Raw genomic sequence first — 12910 nt, 5'->3', positions numbered from 1 at the left:
CAGACGATTCTGCTCAGACTCGCTTGGCGAAGCCCAGGTCGACGACGGCGTCACGTTCCTGTTCGAGTTCGCCGACGCTCGCGGTGACGCGGGTGCGGGAGAAGTCGTCCAGGGCGAGGTCGGGGACGATCGTGTAGGCGCCGTCGGCGCAGGTGACCGGGAACGAGCTGATGAGCCCCTCCGGGACGCCGTAGGAGCCGTCGGACGGGACCGCCATGGAGGTCCAGTCGCCCGCGGGGGTGCCGAGCACCCAGTCGTGGATGTGATCGATGGCGGCGCTGGCCGCGCTGGCGGCCGAGGACGCGCCGCGGGCCTGGATGATCGCGGTGCCGCGCTGCTGCACGGTGGGGACGAAGTTCTCGCGCAGCCAGGCGTCGTCGACGAGGTCGAGGGCGGGGCGGCCCGCGACGGTGGCGTGCGTGATATCGGGGTACTGGGTGGCCGAGTGGTTGCCCCAGATCGTGACGCGGGCGATGTCGGCGGCGGGCGCGCCGGTCTTCTTGGCCAGCTGGGCGATGGCGCGGTTGTGGTCGAGGCGGGTCATCGCGGTGAAGCGCTCAGCGGGCACGTCGGGGGCGTTGCTCATGGCGATGAAGGCGTTGGTGTTGGCCGGGTTGCCCACCACGAGCACCTTCACGTCGTCGGCGGCGCTGGCGTTGATGGCCTGGCCCTGTTCGGTGAAGATCGGGCCGTTGGCGGCGAGCAGATCGGACCGCTCCATGCCCGCCGTGCGCGGGCGCGCGCCGACCAGCAGCGCGACGTTGGCGCCGTCGAAACCGACCCACGGATCGTCGCTGATGTCGATGGACTCCAGCAGCGGGAACGCGCCGTCCTCGAGCTCCATCGCCACGCCTTCCAGCGAGGCGACCGCGGCGGGAATCTCGAGCAGCCGCAGCCGCACCGGCGTCTCCGGTCCGAGCATCGCGCCGGACGCGATACGGAACAGCAGGCCGTAGGCGATCTGCCCGGCTCCACCGGTCACGGCAACGGTCACGGGCGCGTTCCGAGCGGCGGTGCTCACGGGAACTCCTTGCGTTGGACGGACACTCAGGCCCAACCCTACTCAGGCTCACCACGGCCCGAACCCACCCGTGAGCAACGCCTCACGTCCCCACACGCCGCATGTACGCCCCACACAGACGAGGCCTGTGTGGGGCGTGTGCGGGAGGTGTGGGAACGCGGGTCAGCCGAGTTCGGCGACTTCGCGGTCGGTGAGGACGACAGGGGACACGTAGTCCTTGGCGCGGGCCAGCTGGACGGCGCGATAGAGGGGGCGTTCCTCCAAGCCCGCGTCGCGGGCCTCCGCGCGGAGCTGGTGCACCAAGAGCGCCGAGACCGCGACCGCCGCGGCCAGGTGGCTCGCCGCGAGGGCGTCGGCGAGCTTGCGCAGCCCGAGCAGGTGCAGCTCACGCCCGCTGCCCACGTCGGTGTACATGGCGAGCGGGATGAGCTGGACGTCCGGGCCCGCGGTGACGCGCAGCACGATGCGGCTCAGCCGCGCCGGGAAGACCAGGAGCTCCACGCCGGTGGCCGCCGCGACCTCGAGCCTGCGTTCGCCGAATACCCGGCGGGCGTGGATCGTGGTACCCGTCACCCACATGCGGCGCCGCCGCAGCGCCACGGCGTAGCCGACGGTGGGCAGCCCGACGACGAGACCGATGGCGATCGCGATCGGCCAATCGACGACGGTCGCCGAGAGCAGCGCCGCGCCGATCCCGACGCCGGCCGCCGCCAGCGCCAGCCGCCGCAGCATCGGCGCGTACATCTCGGGGGCGACGAGATCGAGTCCGACCGGCGGAACCGATTCCGGCTGACCAGGATTCGCGTCCACTCTCCACCTCTCCGCAGGGTCACCGCAGCGGCGGTGCGCAGTCACGGTACCGCGCGCGACCCCGAGGGGCGCGGCGTCGGGTGGGCACGGAATGTCGCCCCGCACCCCACCCCGCCGGTGGGTCAGCGCCCGGCGATCAGCGCCTCACGCAGGACGCCGACGACCTCGCTGAGCGGCACGTGCCGCTGGTCGCCGGTCGCCATGTCCTTCACGGCGATGCTGTTCTCGGCCAGGTCGCGGTCGCCGAGCACCACGGTGAACTTCGCGCCCGAGCGGTCGGCCGCTTTCATCGCGCCCTTCACGCCGCGCCCGCCGTAGGCGAGGTCGACGCGGATGCCCGCGCCGCGCAGCTGCGCCGCCAGCACGACGAGGCGCTGCTTGGCCGCGTCGCCCAGCGGCACCCCGAACACGTCGCAGCGGGACGGCACGGCGGCCGTCTTGCCCTCGGCCTGCAGCGCGAGCACGGTGCGGTCGACACCGAGACCGAACCCGATACCGGACAGCGGCTGACCGCCCAGCTCGGCCATCAGGCCGTCGTAGCGGCCACCGCCGCCGATGCCGGACTGCGCGCCCAGCTGGTCGTGCACGAACTCGAAGGTGGTCTTGGTGTAGTAGTCCAGACCGCGCACCATCCGCGGGTTCAGCACGTACGGCACCCCGAGCGCGTCGAGGTGACCGAGCACCTGCTCGAAGTGCGTCTTCGCGGACTCGGAGAGGTGGTCGATCATCAGCGGGGCTTCGGCGGTCAGCTCACGCACCTCGGGACGCTTGTCGTCGAGCACGCGCAGCGGATTGATCTGCGCCCTGCGCTTGGTCTCCTCGTCCAGCGGCAGGCCGAACAGGAAGTCCTGCAACAGCTCCCGATACTGCGGACGGCAGGTCTCGTCGCCGAGCGAGGTGATCTCCAGCCGGAAACCGTCCAGCCCGAGGCTGCGGTAGCCCGCGTCGGCGATGGCGATGACCTCGGCGTCCAGCGCCGGATCGTCCACGCCGATGGCCTCGACGCCGACCTGCTGCAACTGCCGGTAGCGACCGGCCTGCGGGCGCTCGTAGCGGAAGAACGGCCCCGCGTAGCACAGCTTCAGCGGCAGCTGGCCGCTCTTGTCCAGGCCGTGCTGGATGACGGCGCGCATCACGCCCGCCGTGCCCTCGGGGCGCAGGGTGAAGCTCTCGCCGTTGCGGTCGGCGAAGGTCCACATCTCCTTGCTGACCACGTCGGTGGACTCGCCGACGCCGCGCGCGAACAGCAGGGTCTGCTCGAACACCGGCAGCTCGATGTGCCCGTACCCGGCCAGTCGGGCCGCATGGACGAGGCCGTCGCGCACGGCGACGAACTCGGCGGAGCCGGGTGGCACGTAGTCCGGTACCCCCCTCGGGGCGGAGAAGCTGCTGGTCTTGGTCACGATGGTCCAGTTTCCACCACTACCGGCCGTCAAGTCCAACCGGTTAGCCTTCGACCCGTCCGAGGAACTGCGGGGCGGTCTCAGGAAGAGATGGCACACTCTTACCTCGGAAGCAAGCCGACACGGGAGGAACGTGGTAGTGCCGAGCAACGAACAGCGACGAGCAGCGGCCAAACGCAAGCTCGAGCGCCAATTGGCCAACCGGGCCGAACGCGCGCGCCGACGCAAGCAACTGACCATCGCGGGATCCGTGCTCGGTGTGGTCGTCGCGATCGCGGCTGTGACCGGCGTCTACTTCCTGACCAAGGGCGAGGACAACCAGAACACAGCCTCGGAGACCAAGGACGCGTCGCTCTCCGCCGCGCCGCCCGCCGCGAAGGCGAAGCCCGAGCTGGTCAACTGCACCTACCGGGACGGGGCCAAGCCCGCGGACAAGCCGGTGCAGAAGCCGTCCAAGACCGACGGCATTCCGACCACCGGCGGCGACGCCCAGGTCAGCATGAGCGTGGACACCAACCAGGGTCCGATCGGCCTGACGCTGAACAACGCCGAATCGCCCTGCACCGTCAACAGCTTCGTGAGCCTGGCCAGCCAGGGCTACTTCGACGGCACCGACTGCCACCGCATGACCGCGGACGAGACGCTGAAGGTGCTCCAGTGCGGTGACCCGACCGCCACCGGAATGGGCGGTCCCGGTTACGAATTCGACAACGAGTACCCGACCGATCAGTACGCGCAGGGCGACCCCGCCTCGCAGATGCCGATCGACTACAAGCGCGGCACGCTCGCCATGGCCAACGCAGGCCCGGGCACCAACGGCAGCCAGTTCTTCGTCGTCTACGGCGACTCGCAACTGCCGCCGCAGTACACCATTTTCGGCACGGTGGACGAGAACAGCATGGCCACCCTGGACAAGATCGCGCAGGCCGGACAGGACAATTCCAACGGCCCCGGCGACGGCAAGCCGACCTCGCCGGTGACCATCCAGTCGGTTCGCCTGGACTGAATCCCCGGCAACTTCTTCGGGCCCGGCGCCGCGATCGGCGACCGGGCCCGAAGTCTATGGACTACGGCAACTCAGGGTAGGCGAGCCTAAATATCCGACGCCGCAGCGCATGTGCCGAAGATCGTCCGGCGCTTCTCGGTGCGTGTCGTAATTGTGCGATATATGCTGTTACCGGCACGTCCGTACGGTTGTGCCACGCGTTTCTCGGGTAATCTCGAAACATGGAGTTCGCGTAGCGTAGCCATCCCTAACGGGCGATCCCCAGCCACGAGGGAACGCGACGAAACGAGACCTCCTGGTGTGCACGTTTGCAGGCGGGGCGCCGGCCGACGAACTACAGTTCGCGTGGCGGTGTCCGTGACGAAGCACCACAATCATCCATAGTGATCACTGCAGCATCGGGGAGCAGCCATGTCCGAGGAACTGGACGACATCGGCCGGGAAACCGCGGCCATGATAAAGAGTATGTTGCAGCTGGCGACCCTGGTCGCACTGCGCACCCGTGAGCGTGGTCAGAAGGAAGCCGAGGCGCGCGCCAAGATCACCGAGGCCCGCATGAAAGAGGCTCGCGAGCTCCAGATTCGGGAGGCTCGCGACTCCAAGGCCAAGGATCCGCGCAACCTCGAGCTCGCGCGCATGGTGGAGAAAGCGGCTCCGGCCAAAGGCATTTCACTGGAGAAGGATCGTTTCTCCGCGCAAGCCGAAGCCACCCGCATGGCGGCCACCGCGTCCGCCGCGAAACAACCGGTCGTTCGGTACGATTCGGCCGAACGGCGGATGGCGATCGCGGCCCATCTCTCGCGGATCGGCGTCGCACCGGAATTGGCGGCGGTCCGCATGCTCATCGAAGTAGGCCAGGGGCAGCCGCCGGAAGAGGCCGTCCGAGCCCGCCTCGAAGAGAACCGCTCCGTCGCGTCCCGCGGCAGGGAGCCCGAGGCCCGCGGCCTCGAACGCGCCAGGCAGTGACCGCGCGGAAAACCTGAAACACCAAGAGCGCCCGCTGAATTCAGCGGGCGTTCTGATGTCCGCTACACCCGGAAATCGCCGACCGTCGGATCGCCGAACATCCCCTGCGCGGGAGACTTCAACGGCAGCGGGCTCAGCATGTCCTTGTGCCCGTTGCGCACACTGCAGTACTTGAACGGCCCGCGCGGGTCGAACAGCTTGGTCATGTGCGGATCGGCGTGGTCGAGGAACCAGATGCTCAGCCCGGTGCTCGGTTCCAGCCGGTAGTGCTCCCAGGCACGCCACAGCGCGTCGAGTCGCGCGACCGCCTCGGCGTGCTTCCACCACTCGGGGCACCACACCGTCTCACTGATGTCGGTCACCTGCCGCCGATACACCAGACTCAAGTAGTTCTCGACGAATTCGACGACATTGGTGTAGATCATCTGCTGCTGCTGTTCGGTCACGACTCCACCTCGCTGGCGCTCGGCTCCGTCGTGCCGAGCGGTGCTGTGCTCATGGTTCGCTCGCTCCGCTCACTCACGCCTCCACCTCGCTGGCGCTCGGCTCCGTCGTGCCGAGCGGTACTGTGCTCATGGTTCGCTCGCTCCGCTCACTCACGCCTCCACCTCGCTGGCGCTCGGCTCCGTCGCGCCGAGCGGTACTGTGCTCATGGTTCGCTCGCTCCGCTCACTCACGCCTCCACCTCGCTGGCGCTCGGCTCCGTCGCGCCGAGCGGTACTGTGCTCATGGTTCGCTCGCTCACAGAGGCCGAACCTCCTCGACTTGCCCGGACTCGGGTGGCGGAGTGACCTTGGTCAGCGAGGGCGAGCCGATCAGGTCGGTGATCTGGGTCTTGCGTTGCGGATCGTGCTGCGCGATCGACTTCTTCACGTCCGAAGCGTACTCGCCCTCCCACCAGGGGACCGTGCGGATCAGCACCGCGGGCTGACCCGAGGTGAACACGATCGCGCGGCCGCGCGGCAGCGTGGCGAGCGCGTTGACGTTGAACGTCCTCGACGAACCCAGCGATCGCGAATAACTCTTGCTGCCTTTGGATTCCGAGACCGAACCCGAGATCGAATCGTAATCGCCGATCGCCTCGGAGCGGTCGCGCAGGAAGTTCATGTCATCCACGCCGCTGCCGAGTACCTTGATGTTGGCCGCCGACCACAGCGCGAGCATGCCCGCGTCGCCCCAGCAGCGCGCGCCTTGGGCCCAGGACTGCAGCACCGTCATCACGACGATGCCGCGCGAACCGAAGTGGCTGTACTGCTTGGGCAGATCCTTCCAGCGCACCACGTTGGCTGCCTCGTCGAGGACGGCGAGCAGCGGGATGGGCAGGCGGCCGCCGCGCGAACGGGACGCCTTGCGCATGGCCACGTCGATGACGGCCTCGGTCAGCGCACTCACCAGCGGTGCGGCCGAGCCGCGGCCCTCGAGCGACAGGCAGTACAGCGTGCCGTTGCGCTCGATGAACTCGAGTTCGTCGAACTGCCTGCGTGGCTGGCCGCTGCCCGGGTCGGCGCCGGGCAGGATCCAGTCGTGCACGTTCGACAGCTGCAGGCAGCGCACCATCTTCTTGGCGGTGCCGAAGATGCCGCTTCGGGTGCGGGGGTCGGCGTTGTACTGCATCGCGAGGCCCGATGCCATGTAGTGGTGGCGAGCGTTGCGCAGCAGCTCGATCGGCTCGGTGTCGACCGGGTTGGTGACCCAGTCCCAGACCTGCACGATCGGCCGCTGGCCGACCGCCGCGGCGAGGAACAGCGCGGCGAGCAGATCCTCGGCCTCGGGGTCGAAGAACTCGTCGGACTTGGACTCGGTGCCGTTGTCGGCGTCGGCGAAGTGCCCGGCCAGCCGCTGCGCGCGCATCTCGCAGCCCTCGTGCCCGGCGTCGACCCAATCCAGCGGATTCCAGTACCAGCTCGGGCTCTCGTCGGCCACGCCCTGCGGATCGAACACGAACGTGGGGCTGCCCTTGGACTCTCGCACGTCGCGGGTCGCGTCGACGACGTCGCGCTTGTTCGAGGTGGAGAGCACCGGGCCGATCGCGGACAGGATCGCCGGGATCACCCGTGAGGTCGACTTGCCCTGGCGCGGACCCCAGATGTCCAGGTGCAGATCCTCGTAGGAGCCGTACAGCATGGCGCCGTCGGCGACGCCGACGCCGATCGGCACGCCCGGCGCGTCGTCGTAGCCGAGGTTCATCCCGAGCTGTTCGGCCTTCTCCCGCACGCCTGCCTCGGTGAGCGCGCGGATCGCGCCGCCCGATCCCATGTGCTGGGCCTTCTCGTCCACCGGCAGCGCGCCTTTGGACTTGCGCTTGGTCGTCTGCTGGCGCACCACCAGGTAGGCGACGGCGCACAGCACCACGAGCAGCAGGATCACCGTGGCGCCCGTCGGCCAGGTGTACTTGCCGCGCGCTATCCCGGCGACGATCTCGATCGGATTCACCGGCAGGTCCTGCGGCTCGGCCGCCATCTGATTACCGAGATGCAGAGCCACCAAGAGCGTTCCGATCACCACGGCACCGGCGTAGACCGATATCAGGCCGAGATCGGGTCCGGGTATCGCCGGATCCGTCACCTTCTTCTTTTTTGCCATGTCTGCCTCCTCGAATCGCCGTGCGGTGGAAAGCGTGCGGTCAGCGGAACGCGTCGAGCCGCCAGCCGTCGGGCGTGCGCACCACGGTGGCGATCACCGTCGCGGGCGGCAGCGGTTCCTTGCGCCCGTTCGGGTAGACGACGGTCTGTTCGATACCGATCTTGAATTGTGTGACGTCCGGATCCGGACCGGGTGGCGGCCGGTCGCCCGAGGCGAAGGTGAACGCCTCGACGGTGGCGTTCGCCTTGGCCCAGTCCGCCCACTGCAATGAGGGCTTGGGCGTCTCGGTGATCGACGGCGAGCCTTCCAGCATCCGGATCAGGCTGGGGCCGAGCCACTTCCGGGCCCGGACCAGGGAGTCGCCCGGTCCCTCGCCCGCGGGTCGCCAGGTGTAGATCTCCCGCAGCGCCGTCACCGCGACGCCGTCCGGCGTCACCGGATCGGGGGCGGGGACCTGTTCGAGCAGCCTGGTGGTCGACGTGGCGGGCTGCGGCGCACCGGAACCCGATTCGCCGGTATCGTCGCGCCCGCAGGCCGCGATCGTCATCGCCACGCTCATCACCAGCATCACCACCAGTTTCGCGCGTGCAGTTGCTCTGTCTTTCAAGGCTAACCGCCCGGACCGACACGGTCGTGGTCCGATCAGAACTCGCGCCTGCGCGTGTTCGCTCACAGTACCCTCCGCAGCCGTGCGTCGCCGGGCACCGCGACCTCGCTGACGCCGCCGCCCGACCGCGTGTCCGAACCGGGCACGGACTGGATCATGCGTCCATCACCGGCATAGATTCCCACCTCCGCGGGCCCGCGCGGGCCGAAGGAACTGAACACCAGGTCGCCCGGCTGCGCCTTGCTCATCGGCACCTCGAAGCCTGCCTCCCACTGCTGTTCGGCCGTGCGCGGCAACGTCACCGCTCCCGAGGAGGCCGCGAACACCGCGGCCGCGGTCAGGCCGGGGCCGTCCATGCCGCCGCCGCTGGGGCCCTGCGGCCCGCCGCCGCCCCAGATGTACGGGGTGCCGAGCCAGTCGTGCGCGGCCTCCAGGATCTGTGCGCCGCCGCTGCCCTCCTGCGGGCTGAAGCGACCCGTCGAGCCCGGGGCGCGATATTGCGGTTCCATCGCGAGGATGTTGGCCACGTACGGCCGGGTCTCGGAGTAGTGCGCCGCATACTGATTCGGCATGCCGCCGGAGGCGAGCACCGCGCCCTCGCCCGCGTTGTAGGCGGCCAGCGTCAGCGCGGTGACATCCCCTTGGACGCGCCCCTCGGACACCCACTGGGTGACCTTGCGGGCGATGGCGCACATGTAGCGGCCCTGCCCGATGATCGCGTCGCCGTCGTCCCACACGCTCGCCACACCGTTGCCGTCGGCGTCGATGACGTATGGCCTGCCGTCGTCGGGATTGGTGGCGGCCGCGGTGCCCGGAAGGAACTGCGCCAAGCCCTGCGCGCCCGCGGGCGACGTGGCGCCCCTGCGGAATCCGGACTCCTGCCTGCCCTGCGCGGCCAGCAGGGACGAGGTGATCTGCGGGCACAGCGAACCCGCGCGGCGGTACCAGATCTCGAGTTCCGGCGGCACCTTGCCCGCGGCCAGCGCGCCGCCCGCGCTGCCGAAACCGCGCTGACAACGCGGATCGGACGAGTACCACTGCGCCCCACCGAGATCCGGGGTCGGCGCGCCGTCCAGCCAGGGCAGCGGATCGATCTGACGGCCGCCGGTGAAGCGCCCGCCGGGGACGATCTCGAGATGCAGGTGCGGGCCGCTGGATTCGCCCGCCGAACCGACGGCGCCGATCTGCTGGCCCGCGCGCACCGTCTCCCCCACCCGCACCAGCACGCCGTGGTCCCACATGTGCCCGTAGACAGCCGAATACGACCGGCCGTTGACGTCGACCGAGTCGACGACGATCCAATTGCCGAAGCCCGAGGCCGGTCCGGCCGCCACCACCCGGCCGTCGGCCACCGAGAAGATCGGGGTGCCGTCGCTCGCCGCCATGTCGACGCCTCGGTGCCCGCCGTTGCGTGAGCCGAAGACGTCCGAGATCGTGAAGGTGCCGACCGCCATCGGCAGGGTGCGGCGGATGGGCCCGATGCCCGCGGCCAGCGAGGGGGTGCCCGTGACGCTCGGATTCGCTTGGGAGGCAGTGGGTTCGCCCGAGACCGCGGCAGCGGGCCGGTCGCCAGGGGCGTAGCCGCCGAGCGGCGGCAGCGCGGTCTGCGAAGGACCGAGCACCGTGGCGTCCTCGCACGGATCCTCGACGGCGGGCAGGACCACGACGAGTACCAGGGCGATCAGTCCGACCACCGCGCCGAGAGCGGTCCACAAGACGCCGCGGGCGCTCACCACGCCCTCACACGGGGCGGCGGCGGGGCGCCGATGGTCGAATGCGGCTCGGGGGAAATCGTCACGTGTGGCGTCTGGCTTCGTTGAGTGTGTCGGCTAGGGTGCGGTTCATTTCGGCGGCGGCCGCCAATTGTTGTTGCAGCAGCGCCACTTTGCGGCGCAGCGCGATCGCGTCCATGCGTTCCAGGCCGGAGCCTTCCGCGGCGCGCACCCAATTGCGCACCGAATTGGTATGCACGCCTATCTGTTCGGCGACCACCCGGCACGCCTCGGATTCACTGCGTAGTCTGCCGGTCAGCGCGACGACCTGCTCGACGGCGGCCTTGCGCACTTCCGGCGACACTCTGCGATACGCACGATGCGGCATCATGCGGCACTCCTTCCGCCGAACAACACCGCCCGTCCAGGCGCTCGGCCGATCCTTGTTGCTCCGCGTCCTGGACGGTATCTCATGCCGCGCTCCCGTTCGGGGATTCACCACCGCGCGCGGTGGATTCGTTGTCCGGGCCGCCGGTGAATTCACTGAACCGCTGGTTCGTGTCGTGGATCCCGCTTTCCTTCTCCGACAACGTGAATTCCATGTGGAATGGAATACCGGGACGCCGGTCCTCACCGATCTTCAGCAGGAATTTACCCGTGCCCGGCGGGGACGGACGCTGCTGCCCCGGTTTCAGCGCCTCGCCGGTGAGCGCTTGCGGCGCCGACCATCCGGTCACCATGTCCTCCTCGGCGGAGGTGAACGGAACCGTGCTGTCGAGCCGCTTGACCTCCTCGGCGGGCAGCGCACCGAAGATCTTGGCGCGCGCGCGTTCCAGGAAGCCGAGCGCCTTGGCGATCGCGGCTTCGGAGCCGAGCGCCTGCAGGTCCTTGATGGTGTGGCTGATCATGATCAGCGCGGTGGCCAGGCCGCGCTGCAGACGGGTCAGCTCGTCGACGCGGTCGACCATGAAGTCGCCGAGCCCGAGCACCTGCCACAGCTCGTCCATCACCACCTGGAAGTACCGCTGCGGGCCGAGGCCCGCGTCGGCCAGCACGTGCGCGGCCTCCACCGAGGCGAAGCCGTCGGCCCAGCAGGCAAGCATCACAGCGGCTTTCAACTTCTTGTCGCCGGTAGGGATGTGCGAGACATCGATGCAGACGGCGACCGCCTCGGTGTCGATCGGCACCGAGGTCTGGCCGTTGAAGACCGCGCCGAACGGGCCCTGCGTGAGCGCGCGCAGCGAACGGCGCAGGCCCTTGATCGCGACCTGGTATTCGGCGGGATCGTCGGCGCCCGCGTCGAGCTGGAGCTCCTCGCCGCCCGCCTGGATCACCTCCAGTAGGTTCTCCATGATCGGCGGCTGGTCCGGGGTGTAGCCGCTGCCCGGCTGGAAGAGGATGCGCAGCGCGGTCGAGATGAGCGTCTCCTCGTAGTCGCGCACCCGCGCGCCACGCACCAGCTCGACCAGACCCGCGATCAGCGTGACCTGCCTGGCCCGCATGTCCTGCAGCACTTGGACTTGCAGCGCGGGGAACTCCTCCAGCTGTGGAACCACCGAACCGAGCACGCCTGCCGCCAAGGGGTTCAGCTTGCCGTGGCCGTAGCCGAGGTCGATGACCTGGCCGCCGACCAGTTCCACCAGCTTGCGGTAGTCGGGCTTCACATCGGCCAGCACCAGCGGCGTGATGCCCTGCGCGATGCCGCCGAGCACGATCCGGCGCACCAGCGAGGACTTGCCGAAACCGTTGAGGCCGAGCACGAACAGGCTCGGCGCGGTGATGAAGCTGCCACGCATGAACCAGTTCATCGGGTCGAAGCAGACCGGTGCGCCGGTGTGCAGGTGCGAGCCGAGCGGCGTGCCGATCAGCGGCGCGCCCGCCCCGACCGACCACGGCCACAGGCCGGCCACCTGGGCCGTCGTCGCGCGGTATTCGACGGGACGACCCACCACGTTCATCCGGCCGCCGCCAGGTCCCGCGTAGCCGCGGTCGGTGAGTTGGGCTGTGCTGCGGTCGAATCCGTCCTCGATGGTCTGCTCGGCGCGCGCGGCGTAGTTACGGCGGCGGATGTCGTCGGTACGGATGCGGAAGGTCGCCCACGCCGCGCGCAGGCCGGAGCCCTCCCGGCTGATCGCCTCCAGCCGCGCCCGCGTCGAGTCGTCGAGCAGCGGCGGGCCGGACTGTTTGCGCCTGTCCGCCTTGGCCTTCGCGCGCTGGGCGGCCTTGTCCATGCGCGGGGCGCCCATGGCGCGGTCCGCGGTGTAGTCGATCTTCGCGGGGCGCGGCGGGACGCGCCCGCCGCGGCCGTTGTCGGAGCGGACCGGCCGGTCGCCGCGCATCGGACGTTCGGCGGGCCGCTGCGGCCGTGCGCCGTTGCCGCGGCCGCGTTCGGCGGCGGCTCGCTCGGCCCGTGCCTGTTCGGCGCGCGCCCGGTCGACCGGCGGCCGGTCGGCGTGTGCCCGATCGGCACGGACACCGTCGGCGCGACCGGGACGCCCGCGCCGCTCGGCCGCGTCCCGGGACGCCCTCCGCTCCCGATCGGACAACTCCCCGTGCATGGTCCGCTCGTCGCCGCTCGCCCGCCCCGAATCCCGGACCGGACGCCGCCCGCGCTCGGGCATCTCCTCGACGCCGCCGCGCTGCCCGCCACGGGGACGCGCGCCCTCGGCGGGCGGGCGATGCGTCCTGCCCTCGCCCGCCGGACGACCCCATTCCTCGCGTTCGACGTCCTCGCGCCTCACGCGCCGCGCCGCCTCGTCTCGCTCCCGTACGGGTGGCTCGTGGTCACCTGCCATGGATCGC

At 69.9% G+C, this 12910-nt stretch carries 11 protein-coding genes; 2 read left to right on the top strand and 9 right to left on the bottom strand.

The features are described from left to right. Window positions 1-13: 13 nt before the first annotated feature. The 3 genes from AC3EO7_RS00500 to hisS form a co-directional block, all read right to left on the bottom strand. Window positions 14-1021: a malate dehydrogenase gene (locus AC3EO7_RS00500; RefSeq protein ID WP_431972139.1), complete on the bottom strand. Its 1008-nt coding sequence runs from the start codon at window positions 1019-1021 to the stop codon at window positions 14-16. Between the two features lie 162 nt (window positions 1022-1183). Further along, window positions 1184-1831: a hypothetical protein gene (locus tag AC3EO7_RS00495; RefSeq protein ID WP_435590146.1), complete on the bottom strand. Its 648-nt coding sequence runs from the start codon at window positions 1829-1831 to the stop codon at window positions 1184-1186. A 122-nt stretch (window positions 1832-1953) separates the two neighbouring features. Further along, the gene (gene hisS / locus AC3EO7_RS00490) at window positions 1954-3234 is read right to left on the bottom strand and encodes a histidine--tRNA ligase (RefSeq protein WP_431972141.1); all 1281 of its coding nucleotides are present in this window, start codon (window positions 3232-3234) and stop codon (window positions 1954-1956) included. Between the two features lie 139 nt (window positions 3235-3373). Between hisS and AC3EO7_RS00485 the strand changes: the two genes are divergently transcribed. Both AC3EO7_RS00485 and AC3EO7_RS00480 read left to right on the top strand, forming a co-directional pair. Continuing rightward, window positions 3374-4240 (top strand): peptidylprolyl isomerase, encoded by an 867-nt coding sequence (locus tag AC3EO7_RS00485; RefSeq protein WP_431972142.1) that lies wholly within the window; start codon window positions 3374-3376, stop codon window positions 4238-4240. Window positions 4241-4651: 411 nt separating this feature from the next. Continuing rightward, window positions 4652-5206: a hypothetical protein gene (locus tag AC3EO7_RS00480; RefSeq protein WP_431972143.1), complete on the top strand. Its 555-nt coding sequence runs from the start codon at window positions 4652-4654 to the stop codon at window positions 5204-5206. A 62-nt stretch (window positions 5207-5268) separates the two neighbouring features. Here AC3EO7_RS00480 and AC3EO7_RS00475 read toward each other — a convergent pair whose 3' ends face one another. From AC3EO7_RS00475 to AC3EO7_RS00450, 6 genes are all read right to left on the bottom strand, one after another. Then, window positions 5269-5652, bottom strand: coding sequence for a DUF4913 domain-containing protein (locus AC3EO7_RS00475; RefSeq protein WP_245668691.1), 384 nt, complete (start codon window positions 5650-5652; stop codon window positions 5269-5271). A 295-nt stretch (window positions 5653-5947) separates the two neighbouring features. Further along, window positions 5948-7789 (bottom strand): type IV secretory system conjugative DNA transfer family protein, encoded by a 1842-nt coding sequence (locus AC3EO7_RS00470; RefSeq protein WP_431972144.1) that lies wholly within the window; start codon window positions 7787-7789, stop codon window positions 5948-5950. Window positions 7790-7829: 40 nt separating this feature from the next. Then, window positions 7830-8357, bottom strand: a complete 528-nt coding sequence (locus AC3EO7_RS00465; RefSeq protein WP_435590145.1) for a hypothetical protein — start codon at window positions 8355-8357, stop codon at window positions 7830-7832. Window positions 8358-8458: 101 nt separating this feature from the next. After that, complete coding sequence (locus AC3EO7_RS00460; RefSeq protein WP_435590144.1) at window positions 8459-10129, bottom strand: peptidoglycan DD-metalloendopeptidase family protein; 1671 nt, start codon at window positions 10127-10129, stop codon at window positions 8459-8461. Window positions 10130-10190: 61 nt separating this feature from the next. Beyond that, on the bottom strand, window positions 10191-10460 hold the full coding sequence (locus AC3EO7_RS00455; protein WP_488186249.1) for a transposase: 270 nt from the start codon (window positions 10458-10460) through the stop codon (window positions 10191-10193). Between the two features lie 118 nt (window positions 10461-10578). After that, window positions 10579-12903, bottom strand: a complete 2325-nt coding sequence (locus tag AC3EO7_RS00450) for a hypothetical protein (RefSeq protein WP_431972148.1) — start codon at window positions 12901-12903, stop codon at window positions 10579-10581. Window positions 12904-12910 lie beyond the last annotated feature (7 nt).

This window comes from Nocardia sp. bgisy118 (assembly GCF_057708605.1).
Note: the sequence above shows the minus strand (reverse complement) of the source record. Positions and strands in the feature narration are given on the sequence as shown.

Excerpts from the sequence above, each read along its gene's own strand:
- AC3EO7_RS00480 (WP_431972143.1), top strand. The coding sequence starts at position 4,652 with ATGTCCGAGGAACTGGACGACATCGGCCGGGAAACCGCGGCCATGATA.
- AC3EO7_RS00470 (WP_431972144.1), bottom strand. The coding sequence starts at position 7,789 with ATGGCAAAAAAGAAGAAGGTGACGGATCCGGCGATACCCGGACCCGAT.
- AC3EO7_RS00465 (WP_435590145.1), bottom strand. The coding sequence starts at position 8,357 with ATGCTGGTGATGAGCGTGGCGATGACGATCGCGGCCTGCGGGCGCGAC.
- AC3EO7_RS00450 (WP_431972148.1), bottom strand. The coding sequence starts at position 12,903 with ATGGCAGGTGACCACGAGCCACCCGTACGGGAGCGAGACGAGGCGGCG.